Genomic DNA, 23303 nt, shown 5'->3' on the forward strand with positions numbered 1-23303 from the left:
GCGCGTCATTGGTTGCGCGTCATCGGGATTACGCGGACCGCCGCGACGGTGCCGCGCAGTGCTGGGCGATAAAATCCTCGTGCATTGGCATCGCCGCCGCAGTCTTGTCGATCATGTCACGGATATGCGCCATGAACCGCGCGGTTTCGGACGGCGGCAGGCCCGCCGTGAGCGGATCGAACGAGTCCGGGCGAACGCCCTGGCCGAGCAGCACCGCAACCCAGCTGTCGGGCGTGAACAGCTCGCCCTGTTCGCGGAACACCCTCGCCCGCCCCGACCACAAGCCGAGTTTGGCGAGCAGTGACTCCGGCACCGTCATCGTCCGGCAATGGTCCCAGAACGGCGAATCCGAGCGCTCGGTGGCATGGTAGTGCAGGATGATGAAATCGCGCACCTGCTCGTATTCGCGGAGCATGACGCGGTTATACTCGTCGCGTTCGGCACTGCCGAACCCGCGATCGGGGAATAGGCTCATCAGGCGCGTGATCCCCGACTGGATCAGGTGGATGCTGGTGGATTCGAGCGGTTCGAGGAAACCGCCGGAAAGCCCGATCGCCACGCAGTTCCGGTCCCACAGGCGTTCACGCCGCCCCGCCTCGAAGCGCAACTGGCGGGGCTCGCCCTGCGCCGCGCCATCGAGCCCCGCCAGAAGCGCCTGCTTCGCATCGTCGTCGTCGATGTGCGCGCTGGAATAGACATAGCCGTTACCGACGCGGTGCTGGAGCGGAATGCGCCAGCGCCACCCCGCCGTATCCGCGGTCGCCCGCGTATAGGGCGTCAGCGGCCCCTGTCGCGCACTCGGCACCGCCCAGGCGCGGTCGCAGGGGAGCCATTGCTTCCAGCTCGTGAACGAAACATCCAGCGTTTCACCCAGCAGCAGCGACCGGAAACCACTGCAGTCGACGAACAATTCGCCCTCGATCCGGCGATCGCCTTCGAGCCGCACCGCCTCGATAAAACCGGTTTCGGCGTCCCGGTCCACCGCGACCACGCGTCCCTCGACGCGGACCACGCCATCCTGCTCCGCCATGTCGCGCAAGAACCGCGCGTACAGCGCTGCGTCGAAATGGAAAGCATAGGACAAGGTCGACAGGACCGACTGGGGGTTGGCGCTTGGCCGGGTGAACCGCCCGCGCCGCGCCGCCACGGAGGATAGGCAATAGTCGCCGATCGGGCCAGGATCGGGGGTGCCCGAGGCGGCCTGCCGAAGCCAGAGCTGGTGAAAGGAAACGCCGTCGATATCGCGGCCATGCGTGCCGAACGGGTGCAGATAGGCCTCGCCCAGCCGCCGCCAGTCGCGAAACTCGATCCCAAGCTTGAACGTCGCGCCGGTCGCGCGGACGAACGCATCCTCGTCGATCCCGAGCATGCGGTTATAGTCGAGCAGCGACGGGATCGTCGCCTCGCCGACGCCGACGGTGCCGATCTCCTCGGACTCGACCAGCGTGACCGAAACGCCACCGGCGACAAGCCGGGACAGCGCCGCCGCGGCCATCCAGCCGGCGGTGCCGCCACCGACGATAACGACCTTGGTGATTTGCCCGGGCCGCGTGTCCGTCACGCCGCCGCCCGTCCACCGAAGCTGTGAGACTGGGCGTAGGCGACCAGATCGCGGTTCGACGGGAGATTGGCGATCGCATAGCGCGCCTGGCGTTGTACCTCCGCGAACGCCCGGCGTGCGTCGTCGCCATAGCGAAGCACCCCGGCTTTGGCGCTCAGGTCGGTCTTCCAGCCCATGCCGTACAGGACGTACTGCCAGCTCGCTTCGGTGAAGATGTCGATCTGCCCGTCGATATCGAGCTCGTTAGGCGGCCGGAACCGCCATCGATCGAGCATTTCCAACAGGCTGTCCGGCACGGACGCGTCGGCGACGTTGTCACGCCAGAACGCCGTGTCGCGCCGTTCCGAGATGCAATAATGCAGCTTGATGAAATCGAGCGCGCGTTCGTAGCGGCGCAGCATGTTTGCGTTGAACTGACGCGCGGACGTCTCGTAATCGCCGCCCCACGGAAAGAGGTTGGCGATCATGCCCGCCGACACCTCGGCAAACGCGATGCCGGTCGCTTCGAGAGGCTCGAAGAAGCCGCTCGACAGCCCGACTGCGACGCAGTTCTTGTACCAGTTCACCTCGCGGTAGCCGGCTTCGAACTTGAAGTGGCGTACGTCGGCCTTCTCGCCCGCCGCGCCCAGATAGCCACGCAACACGCGCTCGGCGGCTTCATCGTCGCTATGGTCGGACGAATAGACATGGCCGATGCCACGTCGGCGATCGAGACCAATGTCCCAGATCCACCCCGCCTCCTGCGCGGTCGAAATCGTATAGGACGCGATCGGTTCGTCGGGCCGTGCATAAGGCAATTGCGCGGCGATCGCGCGGTTGCAGAACAGCACGTCGCGGCAGGAGCGGAACGGGATCCGCATGGCCTTGCCGATGAGTTCGGCGCGAAAGCCCGTGCAGTCGATGTAGAGATCCGCGTCGAGCATCCCGTTGCGCTCGGTACGCACGCCGCCGATCGCACCGTCGGCGTCGAGCAGCACCTCGTTCACGGTATCGGTCAGATGCCGGACGCCATTCTTCACCGCCTGCTCGCGCAGCAATCCGGCAAGCGCCACCGCATCGAAATGGAACGCGTAATTCAGCGGCCCGACATAATCGGGGTTCGATGCCAATTTCGGCGCACGATGCCGGTCGGCCGCCTTTTTCTGCGGGTTGGAAACTTCGTCCCAATTCTCCGTGCCGCCGTGCCCCAGCAGCCAATAGGGCAGCAGGTCGAGGCCGTCGCTCGAGTCCGCGACCTGGAACGGATGCGAATAATGATCGGTTGGGCCCTGCCCTGGCGCGTGCCGCCAATGCACGAACTTGGCGCCCTGCTTGAATGTCGCGCCACACCGGCGGATCAGATCGGCCTCGTCGATCCCGATCGTCGCCAGCGTCCGCCGTATCGTCGGGAATGTCCCCTCGCCGACACCGAGAATCCCGATGTCACGCGACTCGACGAGCGTGATAGCCACGCCCGCCGGGAGGTCGGCGCCCAGCCGCTTGGCGAGATAGCCCGCGGTCAGCCACCCGGCGGTGCCGCCGCCCACGATCAGGATCCGCTTGGTCATCGCTGCCTCGCTCTGCCGCTCGCCGGCATGGTGTCGGCGAGCGGTGCATCATCGTCAGAAGGCCAGGTTGATGCCAGTGCTGATCCGACGATCGGCCTGGAACCAGCTGCGCCCGACCAGCTTGCCGCCGGGATAGCCGCCCATCAGCGTACGCTGCGTCGACGCGGTCAGGTTGGTCCCCTGCACGCCGAACGAAAGATAATCGGTCACCTTGAAGCGGACGCCCGCATCGATCGACCCGTAGTTGCCGCCATAGATAGGCAGCGCGATCTGGGTCGACGTGTCGAGCCCGCCATCCTGATTGCTGACGACGCCCGGCGCGCTGTAATAGGTATACGTGCCGTTCGTGCCGTTGCTGTTCGTCGACAGCAGATATTGCGAGCGCCACGAATAGGCGATCCGCAACGAGATCGGATTGCGCTCATAGAGCAGCGTTGCGTTCAGATTGTGCTTCGACAGCCCCACGAGTGGCGCGTCGTTCCTGGCGGCACCGGTGATGTCGCGGTAGACGTCGCCCGGATTGCTGCTCTTGATGAAGGTGTAATTGCCCTCGAAGCCGATCCCGGCCAGCGCGCCGGGCAGCATGTCGAGGAAGAAGCGGCCGCCGACCTCGACGCCCTTGACGGTCGCCGCCTTGGTGGAGTTGCTGTAGTCGGTCGCCGATGCAGACACGTTCTCGGTCGTCCCGTCGGTATACTGTACCGTCACCTGCCGCGTCGTCAGCGCGTAGATCGGCAGGTTGGTCAGCCGCTTGTAGAACGGGGCAATGTGGAACGACGTGCCCGCGCGCCCGTAATATTCGAGCGAAATGTCGACGTTGTTCGACAGCGTCGGCTTGAGCAACGGATTGCCCGTGTCGGCGGTGAAGTTGTTGAACGTCCCGATCCCGCCCGGAGTCTGGCTGGGTGTCGTCGCCACGCCGATCGAACCCGACGCGCGCAGCGCGTTGAAGGACGGCAAGTCCATCGTGATGTTATAGCCGCCGCGCACCTTGATCCTGTCGGTCGGCGAATATTCGAGGTTGATCGACGGCAGGACACGCGTGAAGTCCGCCTTGCCACCGCGCGCGAGGAAGGTGTTCGCAAGAGTCTGCTGAACGCCATTGCTGCGGATGAAGACGGTCCCGCCATTCTGCTGGATGAAGCCGCTGCCCTCGTTCTCGATGTGCACGACGCGAACGCCGATGTTACCCGAGATGCCGCGCGCGTTCTCTTGGGGACCGAAGCGTACCAGCGCATAGCCCGCGATATTCTTGGTGCTGTTCTCGACCTGGTCGCCCGGCAGGACGAACCCGACAGGCCGGATCCCGGACAGACCACCATAGCCGGTGACCGGCAGTGGGCCGGCGGCCGAGCAGTTGGATTCGATACCAGTACAGAAGCCGGCAGGCGGCGACTGCACCAGGCCGGTGCGGTTGGCGTTGAACCGGTCCGCCAGACTTTCCGACGCGAACATCAGGTTGCCAGGCAGCGTCGTGTCGCCGCGGAAGAAGTCCTTGAACGCGTGGCTGGCGACGTCGCCCGGCGCCGCATTGGCGTAGGTCAGCTGCGGGTCGCCGTTCCAGCCACGGCCGAGCGCGGTCCAGTTATACCCGTTCGCCAGATCGCGCTCGGTCCGCTTGGCGTAGCGGCCGCCAACCTTGACCGACCGGAAGAAGCTGTCGTCGAACGTGTACTCGGCATCGAGCTGCCCTGCGTCCAGCCGCCCCTTGTTCCGCTCGTTGTGCGGCATCGACGCGGTCCAGAAATAATTCGCCGGGTCCGCAAAGGATGCCTGCGTCGCCGGGCTGACGCTGATCTGCGGCAGGTCGCCGGTCAGATCCATGCCGAAGCTCTGGCCGAAACCGACATCGCGGAAGATATCGAGGCGATCATAGATTTGCCGCGAATCGACGCGCTGCAGCGAGCCCTTCAGCGACAGGTGGCTGTCCTGGGGTGCCCAGGCGAACGACAGCGAGTAATCGCGCGTCCGCGTGTTGCTCTCGACGAACCCCTTGTTACCGCTGCTGTTGACCGACCCGCCCGTCGGGGCGAACGTGCCGGTGTCGCGGTTGAAGAGCGCGTTCGTCTTCGTCAGCAAACCATTGCTGTCGAAACTGCTGCTTGCCGGATCGACCGCCAGAGTCTGCGAATCGAGCTGCGTACCGTAATCGCTCGACTGGCTCTTGTAGCGCGACTGGAAGAAGCTGCCGGTGAAGGTCAGGCTGTCCGACGGGGCCCATTGCGCCGCGCCGTAGATGCCGTAGCGTTTGTACTGGAACGCCTCGTCGCCATACGCGAAACCGCTGGGCACGTAGCGCTCGTTGCCGTCGCTGAGCTTGGTCTTGAAATAGGGGCTGACGCGGATGAACTGCGACAGCGAGCTGAACTGGCTGAACGCGACGTCGCCAAGCAGGCCGATCCGGCCGATCGGGGTGTCGAACGAGTCGGTGACCAGCACCGATCCCGACGGATCGGCCTTGTTCGCCATGTCGCCCAGCGCGAGTTCGCCGGTACCCGCGACGTGGAACTTGCCGTTGAAGTCGAATGGCAGCTTGGTGCGCAGATCGATCTGGCCGCCGGTGCCGCCCTCGATCAGGTCCGCCGTCGACGCCTTGTAGACGTCGACCGCCGACATCAGTTCGGGCGTCACGTCGCTCCACAGGATCGCGCGACCATTGTTAGCGCTAAAGATCTCGCGGCCATTGAGACGCGAGGCCACACCGGTCAGGCCGCGTACCTGCACGCCGGACCCCTGGACCGAATAATGATCGGGATCGCCGAGTGCGGCAAAGCGGACGATCGACACGCCCGAGACGCGCTGCAGAACTTCGGTGATCGAGTTGTCCGGCAGCTTGCCAGCGTCGTCGGCAACGACGGAGTCGACGATGGTCTCGCTGCGACGCTTGCGCTCGTCCGCGGCTTCGAGCGCGGCGCGACGACCCGTGACGACGATATCACCGTCCGCCTGGTCTGCTGCCGAGTCCCCGACACCCTGCCCCGGTGCCGCGGCCTGGGTCGTGTCAGGCGATATGGCCTGCGTCTCGGCTTGCGCCCAGGCAGTTCCGCTAATGCCGGCTGCGAGCAGCGCCGCCACGGACACACCGGCGCGCATTGCAGCAAAGCTATTCCGGCGCCGATCCGAATCGGTAACAAACGCGCTCATTAGATCCTCCCCCATTTCCGCGACCTCATTTTGGAGGTTGCACCCCTGACGACGCACCTTATCAAGACGGCGCTTGCTGCCTTGTTAGCGATATCAGTTTTATCGGACAATTGAATTTTTCGTCATTTCGTTGATGCGGGTTGATTGGCCCTACCGACATGCATCTGACCGTTGCCAAGTTGTTCATCGACCTGCCGCCCCTGCCCTCCTGTTCAATGAAACCCGGAGGAACTCTGCCTGCCATTGCGGACATCCCGCTTCTGGCGCTGTTCCACTTCGCGGACCGGATCACAGTGGCCGTGGACGGAACGCCCGGCTGCTGCCGGCCGAGTTGGGTGGCCTAGTCTGGGTTCCCCACCCGTTCTGCCGTGTCGCAAGCCGGCGGCGATCCCGAGCCCTGCTCCGAACCGCAGGAACGCTTCGGCCTGATCGGCAACGATGCGAAGGTAGTCGCGATGCTCGCCCGGTCGAGCGCGCTGCGCAGGTGCGAGAGATCGTCGGCGAACGAGGGAGGACGACACGCTCGGCCAACTCGTCCCACCGCCACGATCAGCGACCTGTTCCCGATCGCGGCGGTCCGGATGACGAGGTTCGATACCGCGGCCGGATTGTTCGGCAAGGGCAGGCTGGCCGACGAACTCTGCATCACGGTCCCCACGCTGAACTTCAACATCAACAGGGACCGCGGCGAGTCCGACCCGAACATTCCAGACGTTGCTGCCGCACGCAGGTCCCGCGGCGAGCAGCTTCCCGCCCACGCCCGCAAGCTGCGCGAGGCGAAGTTGCTGCAGTTTGCCAAGCGTGAGGCCAATCGCTCGCCCAAGCCAACGCGTCCCTGCTGACCGACGCGATCGCCGACTATCAGATCGCAGGGGGGGGGCAACACGCGCGCCTCCGCCAACACGATTGCGAGCCGCCTTGCCCACGTCGTTGAATTTCTCGATGCAGAGGGGGCCTTCGGTGTCGAAGGGCGGTTTGGCCATGCCAGGACGTGCGCGATGGCATGCGCGCCGGTGTTCGTTCACGCGTTCCGAACCCGATCACAGCAGCACCCTATCGAATGGCGAAACGGTAAAAGCCAGGGCACCGTTTCACGCGCCCGCTCGCCAGCAGCGACCGAGGCCTTGATCGCACAACTCATCGCGCCACTGAATCACGCGGCCAATGCCAAGCCGCCTCGCTCGGACAAACGACCAATCTACAAACCCCTCCCCGCCCGCCAGGTGCAGCGCAAGCGACGCACCCGGATCCGGGATCGCAGAACTGGCACAGATGCTTGCCTATGCAGCCGAGCCGGGTCGCCAGCGCGGATCGCTGCACGCATTCTTGATCGCGTCGATCTGCACGCTCGCGCGCCCTGGCGCTGTTGTAGACATCAACGTCGCGCCCGATCGGGAGCAGTGGTGGCCGGGCGCCCCGACGATCGACCTGAACCCCCAGGGAAGAACGCAGAACAAGAAGCACCGTGCACTCGTGCCCGTTCTGCCAACGCTCGATCGCTGGCTGCGCGCTGAATACGCGACGTTCATGAATCTGGAACCGGCCGCCCGCCCGGGCCGCGGCTGGCTCGTCAATTATCACGGGCGCCCGGTGCAAGATGTCGACCGGGCTTGGGACACCATGCTCACGACGCTCGAAATGCCGAAGGGCCGCGAGTGGCGGTCCTATCTCCTGCAACACAGCCTCGCGACGCTCGCTCGGAACCGCGGCGCCACGAAATGGGATCTCGAAGGCTTCATGGGCCACAGCGACGGCAGCCAGACCGAAGTCTACGCGATCGGCGAATTTCCCAGCATCGTCACTGCACTAACCGGCATTCTGGCCGACCTTGAGAAGCTCGCCCCCGGTGCAATGCACCGAAGTCGCACCAAACAGGAAAACGCAGCAGCGCAGATCGGAGTGACAAAATGTAAGTTAAACCAAGAATTTGTCGCTTATAAAAATGGTGCCCTACAATGGACAAAGCTGAGCAATCAGATCATTGGATGATTTCGGTCAGTCGTCAGTGTTATAAGGGTAGACGCTATGTTATGGGTCCTCGAGATTCCTGCGAATCCAACTACCGCCGTTCAGCCCGTCGCGTCGCGCAACGCTTCCAATGTAGCCAGCTTGACCGGGTCGTCAGCCGCAAGAGCATCTTCAAGATAGTAGCCATAAGATATGTTGCGCACCACTTCTTGCGCCTCGCCACTATATTCCTCGGCTATGATGGGAAACGCGTTCACGAGCTCACGGAGAAATCCTTTGTCCATTTCTTGAAGATGGCTAGCCAAGGCTTCCATCATCTTCACGGCGGTGTCAGGGTTAAGTTCCTCGTCGCCGGTCAGTTCGAGGAACACGGCATACTCCGCGATAATTTCTGCAACCTGCATAGCGATCATGGCTTCAGAACCTTTACGTGGATGTTCGTGATGCTCATCTGCTTGAGCAGTTTCAGTGCCTTGGTTTTCTCGACAGGCGTAGGGACCTCCCACGTCCCGATCAGACGGTGTTGTGCTAATACCTCAGACTGCCGCAAAATCTGGGCCCGCGAACGAGGCCTGTTTACGACAGCCCATTTCGGTCGACCATATAATCGCCCTGAATGCCGTCAAACTTCACCGGCCGCTTAGAACCGTTGGGCATCGTCCGCATCAACGTTGGCGCCTGACCGGCGCGCGCGCCGGGCGCCGAATCGTTATAGGGTTTCCAAGGCTTTTTTAACTTGGTCGTCTCCTTGACCCAGCCAATTTGCGGCGGGTCAAAGGTTATACGCGGCCTCGCGATAGCAAGTCGGCGCAATGCGGCAGCCTTGGAGAGCGCCGCCCCCGGCGCTACCGCCAGTGCGACGTTCCCAGCAACCTTTCCTGTAGCGCGACCGATGTCCCGCGCCGAGGCGTTGGCAACGGCGCTTACCGCGCGGGAGGCCTGGATATGGGCCGGGGTATCCTCAGCAGTGATTGCGGTGTCGATCATGGCCGCGATGCCACGGCCGGCGCTGCGAACAGTCGTTACCGGGTTTGTTGTTAGCGCAACATGGACTCCCGTCACGGTTCCTTCCCCAACATCATACAGTCCCTGACCGACGCCACCAACAAATTCGGCGACGGGGTTCGGCTGACCACCGGGCCGCGCTCCCGGGATCCGCGTGGACTGCACCTTGGCCGACCTGCGTTCTACCGATTTCGGGTCGTCGCCCGTGAGCGGTCGGGCGCGGGGCGCTTCAGCCTTTGGCGGTTTTGCGGTCCGCGACGTATGATTATCCCCGAGGCTTGGAGCGCGACCGCTCCCAGAACGCACACGATCGTTTCTGGCGCTCGTCGTATCGGTTTGGGTCGATCCATCATGGCGCCCCGCGCCTGCAAATGTAAACCGGCCGTCCGCCGGATCATGCCATGGGTTGAATTTGAGTTCGAGACGGTCAGGACCTAGCGCCGATGGCACCATGCCCGTCCGTAGCCACCGTGAAAATGCGGTTCGCTTACTGGTGCCTGATGCCTGGACCATGCCACCCCCCGCCTATTGCTGCGGTGAGAACATCTGAGCAACATTATCCTGCAGGTCCAGCGCAACGCGAGCAAATCTTAAAATCCGCCCCGCTCGTCCGCGCTTCTGTAGTATGGTGCCGCTTACAGGACTCGAACCTGTGACCCCCGCATTACGAATGCGATGCTCTACCAGCTGAGCTAAAGCGGCCCGACGACGGAAACATCCTGTCGAGGGGGCGGCAATTAACAGCGGTTTTGCGGGCTGACAAGCGGTTTGCGAATTTACCCGGTGTTTACCAAGCGTCGTGCACAACCGGCGCGACGGTACGGGGATCCTTGGGCATGACGATGGCACGCAGCGGAGATGGCGGACACGCCGCGGGGGCAGACAGTCTCGCGCTCGCCGGCGCCCGGCACGCGCTCCACGCGGACGGTGTGCCGCATGAGACGCTCGGCGCGGATTCGACCGATGCGGGCGTCAACGACGTGATGTTCGATCTCGGCGGCGACGAGCGCCGGATGCATGTGCGCGCCTATAATCACTGGGTGTCGCTGCTGGACGGGCGCCCCTATCCCTCGATCGCGAACCTCGAACCCGAGACGATCACCGATTTCGGGCCGCACAGCGTGCTGCTCGATTTCAGCCACGGCATGGGCGATCCGAAGATCGCCTATCTGGGCCGTGCGCTGCGCGAGGAATGCGGGCTGGAGGGGCCGATCGCGACGATCGCCGACGTACCGAGCCGCTCGCTGCTGTCGCGACTGACCGACCATTATCTGCAGATCATCGCCAACCGCGCGCCGATCGGCTTCGAGGCGGAATTCGTCAGCAGCCGGGGGCGCACGACGCTGTACCGCGGGATCCTGATGCCGTTCGCATCGGGCGGCACCACGATCGACTTCATCTATGGCGTGATCAACTGGAAGGAGCTGGCGGACGCCGACATGCAGGCGACGCTGGTGGCCGAGCTCGACGCCGCCGTCCGCGCGACGCCGCAGCCTTCGGGCGCGATCGCGCAGGTCTGGGCCGATGGTCCGAGCAGCGGTTTCGAAAGCGCCGCGCCGCCGGTGCAGGAGCTGGTGCTCGACTCCCCCCTGCCCTCCCAAATGCTGCCGTCGGACGCGCTGCCGACCGGGCCGCTCGGCGAGCAGCTGGCGATGGCCCGCGAAAGCGCGGCGCACCTGCGTGCCGCCGAAGCGCGCAGCCGCGCCGCGCTCGATCGGGCATTGAGCCGGGCGCATGACCTCTGCGTCGCGGCCATGTGCGAGCGCGATGACTATGCCGCGATGCTCGCCGCCGCGTGCCTGCCGCAGGAGACGGTCACGCCGTTGCAGATCGTCACGCTGGTCTTCGGTCACACGATCGACGCCGCGCGGCTCGCGACGTTCGCCGAGGTGTTGTCGCATGCGCAGCGTCACCAGGTGCCCGTCGGTGGCTTGCCGAGCTTTCTGCAGAGCTATGACGGCGACCTGAGCGCGATTGCAGTGGCCGAACGCGCCGCGGCTTAGGTGCGCTGCAGCATATCCCTTCGCACCTGCCACAAGCCTTGAGATAGGCGAACGGCGAGCGCATAGGCCCCAATCTATGGCGAACCAATCGTTGAAGACGCTCACCGAAACCCTTGCGGGCCGGTTGACCGAACGGGCCCTTCCGGGCGAACTGAAAGACTTCGGTCCGAGCGAGGTCGCGCAAGCTGCGGCGTTCGTTGCGGCGACCGCGGCGCACCGCAGCGACGGTGCGCCTGCGATCGCGATCGAGCCGATCAGCGCGGACGATACGCGGCGGCGTATGCGCCTCGCGATCATCAACGACGACATGCCGTTCCTGGTCGATTCGATCGCTGCGGCGATCGGCGTGCAGGACATTGCGGTCGATCGGATCATCCATCCCGTCGTCCGGACGACACGCGCGCCCGACGGCACGCTGCACGCGATCGACGCCGACGGCCATGGTGCCGGCCGCCCCGAATCGATGATCTATCTGGAGATGGAGCGCGCCGATGCGCGTGACCGTCGCGGACTGATCGAGGATCTGACCGCGGTACTCGCCGATGTCCGCGCGGCGGTAACCGACTGGCGCGCGATGCAGGCCGCGCTCGACGACGACATCGCGATGCTCCCCGAGGGCGAGGGTGCGGCGCTGTTGCAGTGGTTCCTGAACGGGCACCTGACGCTGCTCGGGCACCAGATCTGGCATCGTGACGGCAGTGGTCGCGCGGCGCTGGGCATTGCGCGCAACGAACACCGCGTTCCGATCCTCGCGGCCGCGTCGCGCGCGCTGGCGATCGAGTGGTTCGAGGCGGGTAATGATTCGCCGCTGTTGCTCAAGTCGAACCTGATCTCGACCGTGCACCGCGCGGTGCCGCTCGACCTCGTGGTCGTGCCGGTCATGGAGGGCACGACGGTCGCAGGTCTGTCGATCTACAGCGGATTGTGGACCAGCGCCGCGCTGGCCGCGATGCCGCGCGACGTGCCGGTGCTGCGCACGCGGCTGGCGGCGATGAAGGCGAAGTTCGGCTTCGACCCGCGCGGTCATGCCGGCAAGGCGCTGACGCATGCGTTCACGGCGCTGCCGCACGATCTGGTGATCGCATTCGCCCCTGCCGCGCTCGAGGATCTGGCGCTGACCGCGATGAGTCTGGCGGATCGGCCGCGGCCGGCGCTCGTGCTGGTCGAATCCCCGCTGGGTCGTCACCTGTTCGGGTTCGTCTGGCTGCCGCGCGACGACGTCACCACCAGCCGGCGCGTCGCAATCGGCGACATGCTCGCGGAGGCGGCGAATGCCAGCATCCTGAACTGGTCGATCGCGCTGGAGGACGGCGAGGTCGCGATGATTCGCTACACGCTCGATCTGCGCGGCGACGGGCGGATGCCCGAGGTCGCACCGCTGGCGCTGCGGTTGCAGCGGATGGTGCGCGGCTGGGTGTCGGACGTCGAGGCCGCGCTGGTCGAGACGTTGCCGCCGCCGCGTGCGGCGCGCCTGGCGCTCAAATGGGCCGCCGCATTCCCGCAAAACTATCGCAACCTCAGCACGCCCGCCGAGGCCGCCGAGGATATCCAGCGTATCGCCGCACTGACCGATACCGATGGACGCGGCGTGCGCCTCGTCCCGGGTGAGGCCGGCGCCGATCCGCAGCTCAAGATCTACAAGCTGGGCGGCGCGCTGCCGCTGTCCGACGCCGTGCCGGTGCTGGAGAATTTCGGTTTCCGCGTGATCGGCGAGCTGCCGACACGGTTGCGCGACGACAGCATTCCGTTCGTGCATGATTTCGTGCTCGAGGCGAATGCCGCTGCGCAGCAAAGCGATGCCAGCATCCTCGAGGGCGCGATCGCTGCGGTACTGGAGGGCGCGGCCGAGAACGACGCGTTCAACCGGCTGATCGTCGAACTCGGCATGCGCCCCGACGCCATCGTGCTGTTCCGCGCGTGGTTCCGCTATCTGCGCCAGGCAGGGCTTCCCTACGGGCTGACCACCGTCGTCGATGCACTCCGCCGTGCACCCAAGGTCGCGGCGGCGCTGATCGCGCGCTTCACGGCGGTCCATCATCCGGATCATCCGGGCAACGCGATCGAGGCGGACCAGGCGATCGAGACCGGGCTCGACGCGGTGTCGGCGATCGACGACGACCGCATCCTGCGCGCCTATCGCAACCTGATCGCAGCGACGCTACGCACGAACGCGTTTGCACCCGCCGCGGCGGAAGCGCTCGCGTTCAAGCTCGACAGCCATCTGATCCCGGGCCTTCCCGCGCCCGTGCCTTGGCGTGAGGTGTGGGTCTATTCGCCGCGGGTCGAGGGAATCCATCTGCGTGCCGGCCCGGTCGCGCGCGGCGGCCTGCGCTGGTCCGATCGTCGCGACGATTTCCGTACCGAGATCCTCGGGCTGATGAAGGCGCAGCGCGTCAAGAACGCGGTCATCGTGCCGACCGGCGCGAAGGGCGGCTTCTATCCGAAACAGCTCCCCGCCCCGTCGAACCGCGACGCGTGGCTGGCCGAGGGGACCGAGAGCTACCGGATCTTCATCCGCACCTTGCTGTCGATCACCGACAACATCGTCGAGGGCAAGGTCGTGCACCCGGACGGCGTGACGATCCTCGACGGCGAGGACCCGTATTTCGTCGTCGCGGCGGACAAGGGCACCGCGACGTTCAGCGACGTGGCCAACGCGCTCGCACTTGAACGCGGCTATTGGCTGGGCGACGCGTTCGCGAGCGGCGGCTCGGTCGGCTACGACCACAAGGCGATGGGCATCACCGCCAAGGGCGCGTGGCTCAGCGTCCAGCGCCACTTCGCCGAGCGTGGTCTCGACGTGCAGAGCGAGAGCATCACCGTCGTCGGCTGCGGCGACATGTCGGGCGACGTGTTCGGCAACGGCATGCTGCTGTCGAAGACGCTGAAGGTCATCGCGGCGTTCGATCACCGCCACATCTTCCTCGATCCCGATCCCGATCCGGCCGCAAGCTGGACCGAGCGCAACCGCATGTTCGCGCTGCCGCGGTCGAGCTGGGCGGATTACGACGCCACGCTGATCTCGAAGGGCGGCGGCGTCTTGGCGCGCACCGACAAGAGCGTGAAGCTGTCGAAGCAGGTGCAGGCCGCGCTCGGCATAACGGCGAGCGAGATGGAGCCGGGCGCGCTGATCTCCGCGATCCTGAAGGCGCCCGCCGACCTGCTCTGGTTCGGCGGCATCGGCACCTATGTGAAGGCCTCGTCGGAAGCCAATGTCGCGGTCGGCGATCCGGCCAATGACCGGTTGCGCGTCAATGCCGAGGATCTGCGCGTCATCGCGATCGGCGAGGGCGCGAACCTGGGCGTCACGCAGGCCGCGCGTATCGCGTTTTCGGCGCGCGGTGGGCGGATCAACACCGACTTCATCGACAATTCGGCGGGCGTCGACTGCTCGGATAACGAGGTCAACATCAAGATCGCGCTCAACCGCGAGATGATCGAGGGCCGCCTTGCTTATGAGGATCGCAACACGCTGCTCGCCAGCATGACCGACGACGTCGCGCACCTCGTGCTGGAGGACAATCGCCTCCAGACGCTGGCGCTGTCGATCGCCGAGGCGGACGGCGCGGTGGCGATGCCGAGCTATGTCCGCGTGATCGAGATCTTCGAAGGCGCCGGGCGGCTCGACCGGGCGGTCGAGGGGCTCGCATCGAACGACATCCTGCTGCGGCGCGGCCAGGACGGACTGGGGCTCACGCGGCCCGAGCTCGCCGTGCTGCTGGCGACCGCCAAGCTCACCTTGCAGGATGCGATCGAGCATAGCGGTATCGCGGTGGACGACGCGCTGAAGCCCGATCTTCACGCCGCCTTCCCCGCCGCGATGCGCGAGCGGTTCGAAACGGCAATCGACGAGCACCGGCTGCGGCCCGAGATCGTCGCGACCAAGCTCGCCAACCGGATCGTCAACCGATTGGGCATACTCTACCCGTTCGAACTGGCGGAAGAGGAAGGCGCGGCGATGGGCGATATCGCGGCGATGTTCGTCGTTGCCGAGCGCCTGTTCGACCTGCCGACGCTATGGGCGGAGATCGAGACCGCGGTGATGCCCGAGGCGGCGCGCATCGCGCTGTTCGACGAGGTGGCCGTCGCAACGCGCTCGCAGATCGCCGATCTGTTGCGCGTGTCGGCGCCGGGCACCGCGCCGGGCGAGGTGATGGCGCGGCTCGCCAAGGGGATCACGCAGCTCGATCGCCAGACCGCGGCGTTGCTGCTCGAAGAGGCCAATGCGCAGAGCAGCCGGATCGCCGGACAGCTCGAGGCCGTCGGCGCACCGGGCGACCTGGTGCGCAAGGTCGTGCGGCTGTTCGAGATGGATGGCGCCATCGGGCTCGCCGATCTCGGCGAGCAGATGACGCTCGACGAGGCGGTTCTCACCCGCGCGTTCACGCATCTCGGGCAGGCGCTGGGGCTCGACTGGGCGCAGGCGAATGCCGCGCGGATCAGCCCGACCGATCCGTGGGAGCGGCTCCTGATCGCGGGCCTCGCGCGCGATTTCCAGCAGCTGCGGCTGGAGTTCCTCGCACGACGCGGCGCGCAGGATCCTCAGGGGGCCGTCGACGCATGGCTGACGGCCAACGCAACGCGCGTGGCACAGTTCAAGGCGGTCATCGACCGCGCGCGTCATGCCGCCGTGCCGAATGCGGCGATGCTGGCGCAGATCGCCGGCCAGGCCCGGGTCCTGCTGGGCCGGTAACCCCTGAACCCCTCTCCCCTGCGGGGAGAGGGAGGGGCCCGCACGCGCTTGCGTGTGGGAGGGTGAGGGGCATGAGGCGCGGGACGCGAATCCCACACCCCCTCACCCTCCCGTCGCCTACGGCTCCTCCTTCCCTCTCCCCGGCGGGGAGAGGGACATGCGTTACGCCCGCACCGCGCGCTTCGCCGCCAGCTCCGCCTTCCACCCCCGCGCACGCCACCACATGATCACACCGGTCACCGCCAGCACCGCGGGCAGGATCCCCCCGAGGAAGATGATCACCTGCCACAGCGCACCCATGTCGGTGCCGTCGTGGATCCGTCGCATCCACCGCGCCACGCCCGTCTGCGGCCGTGCGGGGGCGGCCGTCGCGCCGCCGGTGTCGTCGGCGATCTTCACCCCGACCGGCGTGTCGCCCCGCACGAACGTGACGGTCCAGTCGGCGCTGAGATCGGTCGGCCACGTCACGCTGCGAAGCGGCGCACCGCCGGCGAGCGAGCGCGCCTTGCCGATCGCCACGGCAAGCGGCTGCCCGGGCTTTGCGAGCGGCTTCGCGCGCATCATCGCGCCGCGATCGGGACCCCCGCGCGGCCGCGACGCCTCGCCGGTGATCTTGCCGAAGAATTGTGGGAACGAGATCCACGCGCCGGTCAGCGACAGCACGAACAACGGCAGCGCGATCCAGAAGCCGAACAGATGATGCAGGTTCGTATCGGCGTTGCGATGGCGCCTATACCGCAGCCCGCGCGTCCATTTGCCGATCGTCGGCCACCACAGCCACAGCCCGGTGAAGCACGATATCATCATCGCCACGCCGATCCAGCCGACGATCGACCGCCCGACGCCGGGCAGCTGGAGGCTGCCGTGCAGCACGTGGAGGAACCGCACGAGCCCGCCGCTCGACGCCGACACCTCCAGCACGCGCGCGGTCGGCGGGTCGAGATACACCATCGTCCGCTGCGGCGGCCCCGGCCGCTTGGGCGCGCTCCCCGCAGCGGCAGCGGCGACCACGACCGGCCCGCCATCCTCGGGCATGGTCAGCTGTGCGATCCGCTCGCCATGCTTCAACCGGGTCATTGCTGCTGCGACATAGACATCGGGCTCCAGCACGGTCGTGCCCGACACCGCATAGCGGGTCGGATCGACGATCCGGTCGAGCGCATCATGCCACACCAAAGCCGCGCCGCTGAGCGACAGCGGAATGATCAGGATCGCCAAGATCAGCCCGATCCACTTATGGACCTGGAACCACGCCCTGCGCATCGCCAGCTTATTCATCGATTATTCCCCCGTTCGTGGAGCGTGGCATGGCGGGCCTACGCAAGTCCATCCATCCCCTATCCCTGCGCGCTCAGACATCGGCCCAGCGGCGCAGCAGATTATGATACACGCCGGTCAGCCGCACGGTCGCCGGATCGCCCTGCCCCTGTGCCGCCGCGACCGCCTGTACGCCTTGGTCGAGATCGAACAGAATGCCGCGCACACCATCGTCGCGCACCATCGACTGCAGCCAGAAAAACGACGCGACGCGCACGCCGCTCGTCACCGGCGCGACGCGGTGCAGGCTGGACGCGGGATAGAGCACCATGTGCCCCGCGGGCAGCTTGACCGATTGCGGCCCGAACCGATCCTCGACCACCAGCTCGCCGCCGTCATAGCTGTCGGGATCGGCGAGGAAGAGCGTCGCGGACAGATCGCTGCGGATGCGGAAATCGGAGCCGCGCTTGATCCGGACCGCATTGTCGACGTGCAACCCGAAATCCTGCCCGCCGGCATAGCGGTTGAACAGCGGCGGAAAGACCTTCAGCGGCAGCGCGGCGGCGACGAACAGCGCCGACTGGCCGAGCGCATCGAGGATCATGCCGCCCGCCTCCCGTGCGGCCGCGCTGTCCTCCGGCAATTGTTCGTTGCGCTTGGCCAGCGCGCTTTGCGGGCCCGAGGTCGCGTTGCCGTCTATCCAGTCGGCCGCGTCGATCAGCGCGCGGATCCGGGCGACGCCGGCGGGATCGAGCACGTCGGGGATCGCGATCAGCACGACGCCCCCTCCCGTAACGCCGCGACGCCGCGCGTGCGCAATGCCGGGATCGCGCTGGACGTGAGCCACGCCTCGGCCTTGGCGAGAAACGCCGCATTCCCGCGCTGCCCCGCCTGTTGCAGCCACCCCAATGCCATCTCGATCTCCCCCGCAGCACCAAGCATCCGCGCGTGATTGAAACAGCCGCGGAAATCGCCGCCCTCCGCCGCCCGGGCGTAACAGTCCGCCGCGCGGTCCAGATCGCGATCGCACGCCCACCCGTCTTCGGCAAAGCTCCCGACGAAGTTGAGCGCCTTCGCACTCGCGAGCCCCGAGTCCATCGCCACTACCTTCTCCAGCCATGCCCGCGCCGACTGCTTGTCCTCGGCGACGCCCTCACCCAGCGCGAGCAAGGTCGCGTAATTGTACATTGCCCAATCCAGCCCGCGCTCCGCCGCGATCCGGTAGCATTGGGCCGCTCGCGTCTTGTCGACCCGCGTACCCCAGCCAAGATCGTAGCAGCGCCCGACCATGTTGAGCGCCATCACGTGATGTTGGGCAGCCGCCTTCGTAAACCAGCCGAGTGCGCCGACCGGATCGGCGGCGACGCCGATGCCGTCGAGCAGCATCTGCCCATAGACCGCCTGCGCCTCCGCGATGCCCGCGTCCGCTGCCTCGCGCACGAACGCCGCGCGCTCCGCCGGAGTCCCGGAGAGGCGCGCGGCGATGGCGTCGGGCGTGAGCGTATCGATCGCCGTCATCCCCATCAGAAGCGCAAGTTCACCGTACCGAAGACCGTCCGGCCCGCCGCAATCGACGCATAGTGGTTGGTGAAGGTCTGCGTGAAATAGGTCTTGTTCGTCAGATTCTGTGCGTTGACGCTGAGGTCGATAGTGTCGGTCAGCTTGTAGCTCGCGCGTGCATCGAACCGCCAGTAATCGGGGATGCTGCGCGTCAGAGTTTTGGTCGCCGCATTGACCGAGACGACGCCCGCCGCGGTCTGCGTCGCGGTCCGGTTGTCGGCATAGCCGCCGATCTGCTCGTCCATGTACAGCGCCGTACCGCCGATTTGGAGCCGCTTGGTCACGTCGATATTGGTCGTCGCGGTGAAGCTGTTCCTTGCGGTTTGCGGCACCTGCTTGCCGGTGTTGACCGACACGACGCCGATGGTCCGGGCGGGCTGGATGACGGTCGTCACGCCGTTCGCGGTCGTGGAGATCGCGGGCGCGGTCAGCGTCGTGAAGCCGCCGTCGATGATCTTCGGATCGAGATGCGTGAACCCGCCGAACACGGTCCAGCCGGGCAGGATCGTCCCGCTGACGTTGAACTCGACACCGCGGATCCGCGTCTCGCCGATGAACGACGCGGTGTTGGTGTCGTCGAGCACGCGCGCGTTGGAAATGTCGGTCTGGAACACCGCCGCGCCGAGCTGGAGCTTTTCGCCGAACAGGCTCGCCTTGGCCCCCACCTCGTACGACTTGGTCTTTTGCGGCTTCAGCAGGCTGAGCGTCGCGACCGTGATCGAATTATCCTCGCGGCCTTCGCCGAGCAGGCTGTTGGGCGGCGTCGCGGCGGTCGCATAGCTCGCATACAGGCTGGTCTCCGACGTCGGCTTGAAGACGAGGCCGGCCTGCCAGTTGAACAGATTGTCGACGCGATTGACCTTGGTCTGCGTCGCACCCGGCAGCGTAATGGTGGATTCGAACCGGTCGTACCGCGCGCCGAGGTTCAGGATCAGCGCGGGCATCAGCGTGATCGAATCGAACGCGTAGACCGCCTTGGTGTTCGCGTCGTTCTGCGTCTCGGTCGCGGGCGTGCCCTTCACGATCGGGGTCGCCGTCGTCGACGTGTCGCTCGTATAGTTGACCCACGGCGCATACGGGTTCGGATCGAACAGGCTGACGCAATAGGAGCGCGCGATCGTCGCGGTGTTGCAGCGTGGCGAGATCGTCGATCCATTGGCCGACACGAACGTGCCGCGCCGGGTCTTCTCCCACGAAATCTCGGTACCCAGCGAGAAGCTGTGCTCGATCCCGCCCGTCGCGAACTTGCCGTAGAGATCGGTCTGGTCGACGATGCTCTCGCTATAGCCGTAGCGCGTGTTCCCGCGCGTCCAGACATAGCCGCTGCCATAGACGTTGCCCTGGCTGTCGTCGGGCAGCGTGAAGATATAGCTTTGGTCGCTGTGCGTGTAGCGCGCGGTGTTGCGCAGCGTGATGCCGCCGAAATCATGCTCGACGCGGATCGTCGCCTGGTTGGTGGTCGCATCGCGGAAATCGCGCGCCGCCAGCCCGTAGAAGTTTTTCCGCGAGACGTAGCCGGTCTGGCCGCCCGCCGTCGTGACGGTGCCGAGCGCGGGCTGCGTCGTGACGTTGCCCGTGCCGGGATGGTTGGCGATCGTGTAGAGATACGGGATGCCGCTGTCGGGCAATTCCGAGCTCTCCATGTGATAGAAGCTCGCGGTCAGCCGCGTCGGCGTGCCGAGCCCGACCGCGAACGACGGCGCGATCCCCCAGCGCTTCTGCCAGATCGCATCGCGGCCTGCGACGTCCTGATCGTGCCACATGCCCTCGATACGAAGGGCGGCGGTGTCCGAAACCTTCAGGTTCACGTCGCCGGTGACGCGCTTATAGTCCGCCTCGCCGTAGCTGGCGCTGAGCGATCCGAAGGTATCGAGCTGCGGCAGGCGCGGCAGGACGTTGATCGTGCCGCCTGCGGAGCCGCGCCCGCCGAGCGTCGAATCCGAGCCTCGAACGATCTGGACCGAGTCGACCGCGAACACTTCGCGCGTCTGCGCGGCGAGGTCGCGGACGCCGTCGACATAGATGCTACCCTGGCTGTCGAACCCGCGGATGAACGGGCGATCGCCGATCGGATTGCCGCCCTCCGCCGCGCCGAATGTGATGCCGGGCACCGTGCGCAGCGCGTCGGCGAGGCTGTTCGAGCCGGTCTGCTCGATCACTTCCTTGGGCAGTACGATCACTGACCGCGGCGTGTTGACCAGCGGCGCGACCTGCTTCGGGCCTTCGTCGTGAATGCGCTGGCCGTTGACGAGGATTTCCTCGCGCTGCTGTGCATCGGTCACCGGCGCCGCCGCCTTGTCGGCATCCGCCGCATAGGCCGGCGCGGTCGCGAAGGCCCCGACGCAGGACAGAGCAAGGAACGCGGGCACGGAGGACGAACGCGGCAACGATGCGCGCGGCGACAATAGCGACATGGACAAACCCCTTTGTTCGTGAGGGGCTCGCTATTGAGAGTCGTTCGCACTGTCAACGCTAATGCGAGTAGTTCTCAACGGAAATTAATGAAGAGCCATGTTCTCAATGCGCTAGCAAGATTGGGCGGATCGTCCGCAACAATGCGGATCGCGTCGATCTCAGCGACAAGCGCCGACAGCGGCAGCGCGAGACGCGCGGCCGCCGCTTCGAGCGCCTGCCAGAAGACGGGTTCGAGGCTGATTGACGTCTGGTGGCCGGCGATGGTGATCGAGCGTTTGACGGGGCCGTGGAAGCCGCCGACTGGCGCTTCGATCACCGGTCGATCACTCGGTGTCGAACAGCGACGCGAGCTGTTCGATGATCGTGCCGCCAAGCTGCTCGACATCCATGATCGTCACCGCGCGCGCGTAATAGCGGGTGACGTCGTGGCCGATGCCGATCGCGACGAGCTCGACCGGCGACTTGCTCTCGATCCAGCCGATCACCTGGCGCAGATGCCGTTCGAGATACGAACCCGAGTTCACCGACAACGTAGAATCGTCAACCGGCGCGCCGTCGCTAATCACCATCAGGATGCGACGTTCCTCGGGCCGCGCGACGAGCCGCGCGTGTGCCCACATCAAAGCTTCGCCGTCGATATTCTCCTTCAGCAACCCCTCGCGCATCATCAGCCCGAGCGAGTTGCGCGCACGCCGCCACGGCTCGTCGGCGCGCTTGTAGACGATGTGGCGAATGTCGTTGAGCCGACCCGGCTGCGGCGGACGCCCGGCGGCGAGCCACGTCTCGCGGCTCTGCCCGCCCTTCCACGCACGCGTCGTAAAGCCGAGGATCTCGGTCTTCACGCCGCAGCGCTCGAGCGTGCGCGCGAGGATATCCGCGCTGATCGCCGCGATCGAGATGGGTCGGCCACGCATCGATCCCGAATTGTCGATCAGCAGCGTGACCACGGTGTCGCGAAAATCGGTTTCGCGCTCCGCCTTGTAGCTGAGCGACAGCGTCGGGTTGACGATCACGCGCGCGAGGCGCGCCGCGTCGAGGATGCCCTCCTCCTGATCGAAATCCCATGATCGCGACTGCTGCGCCATCAGGCGGCGCTGCAAGCGGTTGGCGAGCTTCGACACGGTCGATTGCAGATGCACGAGCTGCTGGTCGAGATAGCCGCGAAGCCGCGCGAGTTCGTCCGCATCGCACAACTCGGTCGCGGCAATCACCTCGTCGAACTGCGTCGTCCACGGCTTATAGTCGAACGCGCCGCCCATGTCCGCGAACGGACGGTTCGGGCGGACGGGCTGCATCCCCTCCTCGCCGTCATCGCCAGGCTCGCCGTCGATGTCGTCCATCGACTCGTCGCTCTGCTCCTGCCCGTCGCTTTCCTCGTTCTGCTGCTCGGCCTGTTCGCCGCGCGCCTCGATTTCGCCCTGACCGTCCTCGCCCTGGTCGTCGCCTTCGTCGCCCTCGTCCTGCTGCTGCTCGTCAGTGCCCTCGTCCTCGGAGCCGCCTTCGTCGCTTTCCTCGGGGACCTGATCGCCTTCGACAAGTTCCAGCTCCTGCAGCATCTTCCGCGCAAGCCCCTGAAACGCCTTCTGGTCGTCGAGCGCGTACGCGAGCGCGTCGAGATCGGTCTTGCTCTCGATCCACTCACGCACCAGCGCGAGCCCGGGCGCGGCGATCGCGGGCGATTCCTGCCCGGTCAGCCGCTCGCGCACCATCAGGCCGAGCGCGGTCGACAGCGGCACCTCGTCGCGATTGCGCGCGCGCGTGATCGGGTCGGCGCGCAGCCGAACGTCGAGCGCGCGATCAAGATTGTCCGCGATCCCCGCATAGCCGCGCGACCCGAGCGCCTCGATCCGCGCGGTCTCGACCGAATCGAAAACCGCGCGTGCGACCGCCTCCGCCGGCGCGGCACGGTTGTGCAGCGCGATGTCGTGCAGCTTCAGCCGCAGCGCGAAGCCGTCGGCGAACCCACGCGCCTCCGCCACCTGCTCGGCCGGCAAGGCACGTGCCGGCATCGGCACCTTGATGTGCTTGCCGCTCTGCGTCGGCGCGTCCGCGGTGAAGGCGAGTTCGACCTCGGGCTCCTCCGCGATCGCGCGTGCCGTACCGGCCAGAACCGCCTTGAAGCGATCGAGAGGCGTTTCGTTGGCCAAAAG

Annotated in this window: 15 protein-coding genes and 1 tRNA gene; 4 read left to right on the forward strand and 12 right to left on the reverse strand. The window is 66.1% G+C overall.

What is annotated here, in order from left to right:
• Window positions 1–28 precede the first annotated feature (28 nt).
• Genes C8J26_RS00600 through C8J26_RS00610 form a run of 3 tightly spaced genes read right to left on the reverse strand, consistent with a single transcriptional unit; the run spans window position 29 to window position 6252 of the window.
• A complete protein-coding gene (locus C8J26_RS00600) occupies window positions 29–1561 on the reverse strand; it encodes a tryptophan halogenase family protein (RefSeq protein ID WP_107956327.1) in 1533 nt (510 codons plus the stop codon).
• The gene (locus C8J26_RS00605; protein ID WP_107956328.1) at window positions 1558–3108 is read right to left on the reverse strand and encodes a tryptophan halogenase family protein; all 1551 of its coding nucleotides are present in this window, start codon (window positions 3106–3108) and stop codon (window positions 1558–1560) included. Before C8J26_RS00605 ends, C8J26_RS00600 begins: the two co-directional genes overlap by 4 nt.
• A 54-nt stretch (window positions 3109–3162) precedes the next feature.
• The gene (locus C8J26_RS00610) at window positions 3163–6252 is read right to left on the reverse strand and encodes a TonB-dependent receptor (RefSeq protein WP_167398753.1); all 3090 of its coding nucleotides are present in this window, start codon (window positions 6250–6252) and stop codon (window positions 3163–3165) included.
• A gap of 368 nt (window positions 6253–6620) precedes the next feature.
• Here C8J26_RS00610 and C8J26_RS20315 point away from each other — a divergent pair, with 368 nt between their 5' ends.
• On the forward strand, window positions 6621–7094 hold the full coding sequence (locus C8J26_RS20315; RefSeq protein WP_167398749.1) for a hypothetical protein: 474 nt from the start codon (window positions 6621–6623) through the stop codon (window positions 7092–7094).
• Window positions 7095–7524: 430 nt separating this feature from the next.
• Window positions 7525–8241: a site-specific integrase gene (locus C8J26_RS20755; protein ID WP_244185097.1), complete on the forward strand. Its 717-nt coding sequence runs from the start codon at window positions 7525–7527 to the stop codon at window positions 8239–8241.
• 80 nt (window positions 8242–8321) lie between these two features.
• Here the strand turns inward: C8J26_RS20755 and C8J26_RS00625 are convergent, their stop codons facing one another.
• From C8J26_RS00625 to C8J26_RS00635, 3 genes are all read right to left on the reverse strand, one after another.
• Window positions 8322–8633, reverse strand: coding sequence for a hypothetical protein (locus C8J26_RS00625; protein WP_107956331.1), 312 nt, complete (start codon window positions 8631–8633; stop codon window positions 8322–8324).
• 163 nt (window positions 8634–8796) lie between these two features.
• Window positions 8797–9207, reverse strand: a complete 411-nt coding sequence (locus C8J26_RS00630; RefSeq protein WP_107956332.1) for a hypothetical protein — start codon at window positions 9205–9207, stop codon at window positions 8797–8799.
• Between the two features lie 644 nt (window positions 9208–9851).
• A tRNA-Thr gene (locus C8J26_RS00635) sits at window positions 9852–9927 on the reverse strand.
• Between the two features lie 134 nt (window positions 9928–10061).
• Between C8J26_RS00635 and C8J26_RS00640 the strand changes: the two genes are divergently transcribed.
• Both C8J26_RS00640 and C8J26_RS00645 read left to right on the forward strand, forming a co-directional pair.
• Window positions 10062–11228 (forward strand): PAS domain-containing protein, encoded by a 1167-nt coding sequence (locus tag C8J26_RS00640; RefSeq protein WP_107956333.1) that lies wholly within the window; start codon window positions 10062–10064, stop codon window positions 11226–11228.
• Window positions 11229–11304: 76 nt separating this feature from the next.
• Window positions 11305–15921: an NAD-glutamate dehydrogenase gene (locus C8J26_RS00645; protein ID WP_107956334.1), complete on the forward strand. Its 4617-nt coding sequence runs from the start codon at window positions 11305–11307 to the stop codon at window positions 15919–15921.
• A gap of 162 nt (window positions 15922–16083) precedes the next feature.
• On the opposite strand, the gene C8J26_RS00650 is transcribed toward C8J26_RS00645, so the two are convergent.
• From C8J26_RS00650 to cobT, 6 genes are all read right to left on the reverse strand, one after another.
• Window positions 16084–17199, reverse strand: a complete 1116-nt coding sequence (locus C8J26_RS00650) for a PepSY-associated TM helix domain-containing protein (protein ID WP_107956335.1) — start codon at window positions 17197–17199, stop codon at window positions 16084–16086.
• A 73-nt stretch (window positions 17200–17272) separates the two neighbouring features.
• A complete protein-coding gene (locus tag C8J26_RS00655; RefSeq protein WP_107956336.1) occupies window positions 17273–17956 on the reverse strand; it encodes a Fe2+-dependent dioxygenase in 684 nt (227 codons plus the stop codon).
• Window positions 17950–18696, reverse strand: coding sequence for a tetratricopeptide repeat protein (locus C8J26_RS00660; protein WP_107956988.1), 747 nt, complete (start codon window positions 18694–18696; stop codon window positions 17950–17952). Before C8J26_RS00660 ends, C8J26_RS00655 begins: the two co-directional genes overlap by 7 nt.
• Before the next feature lie 5 nt (window positions 18697–18701).
• Entirely contained in the window at window positions 18702–21152 is a 2451-nt protein-coding gene (locus C8J26_RS00665; protein WP_107956337.1) for a TonB-dependent receptor, read from the reverse strand.
• Between the two features lie 74 nt (window positions 21153–21226).
• The gene (locus C8J26_RS00670; protein WP_244185098.1) at window positions 21227–21469 is read right to left on the reverse strand and encodes a ribbon-helix-helix domain-containing protein; all 243 of its coding nucleotides are present in this window, start codon (window positions 21467–21469) and stop codon (window positions 21227–21229) included.
• Window positions 21470–21476: 7 nt separating this feature from the next.
• On the reverse strand, window positions 21477–23300 hold the full coding sequence (gene cobT, locus C8J26_RS00675) for a cobaltochelatase subunit CobT (protein ID WP_107956339.1): 1824 nt from the start codon (window positions 23298–23300) through the stop codon (window positions 21477–21479).
• Window positions 23301–23303: the final 3 nt, after the last annotated feature.

It is taken from the genome of Sphingomonas aurantiaca (assembly GCF_003050705.1).
GTDB lineage: Bacteria > Pseudomonadota > Alphaproteobacteria > Sphingomonadales > Sphingomonadaceae > Sphingomonas > Sphingomonas aurantiaca.

Excerpts from the sequence above, each read along its gene's own strand:
- C8J26_RS00650 (WP_107956335.1), bottom strand. The coding sequence starts at position 17,199 with ATGAATAAGCTGGCGATGCGCAGGGCGTGGTTCCAGGTCCATAAGTGG.
- C8J26_RS20755 (WP_244185097.1), top strand. The coding sequence starts at position 7,525 with ATGCTTGCCTATGCAGCCGAGCCGGGTCGCCAGCGCGGATCGCTGCAC.
- C8J26_RS00640 (WP_107956333.1), top strand. The coding sequence starts at position 10,062 with ATGACGATGGCACGCAGCGGAGATGGCGGACACGCCGCGGGGGCAGAC.
- C8J26_RS00660 (WP_107956988.1), bottom strand. The coding sequence starts at position 18,696 with ATGACGGCGATCGATACGCTCACGCCCGACGCCATCGCCGCGCGCCTC.
- C8J26_RS00665 (WP_107956337.1), bottom strand. The coding sequence starts at position 21,152 with ATGTCGCTATTGTCGCCGCGCGCATCGTTGCCGCGTTCGTCCTCCGTG.
- C8J26_RS00630 (WP_107956332.1), bottom strand. The coding sequence starts at position 9,207 with ATGATCGACACCGCAATCACTGCTGAGGATACCCCGGCCCATATCCAG.
- C8J26_RS00625 (WP_107956331.1), bottom strand. The coding sequence starts at position 8,633 with ATGATCGCTATGCAGGTTGCAGAAATTATCGCGGAGTATGCCGTGTTC.
- C8J26_RS00605 (WP_107956328.1), bottom strand. The coding sequence starts at position 3,108 with ATGACCAAGCGGATCCTGATCGTGGGCGGCGGCACCGCCGGGTGGCTG.
- C8J26_RS00645 (WP_107956334.1), top strand. The coding sequence starts at position 11,305 with ATGGCGAACCAATCGTTGAAGACGCTCACCGAAACCCTTGCGGGCCGG.
- C8J26_RS00610 (WP_167398753.1), bottom strand. The coding sequence starts at position 6,252 with ATGAGCGCGTTTGTTACCGATTCGGATCGGCGCCGGAATAGCTTTGCT.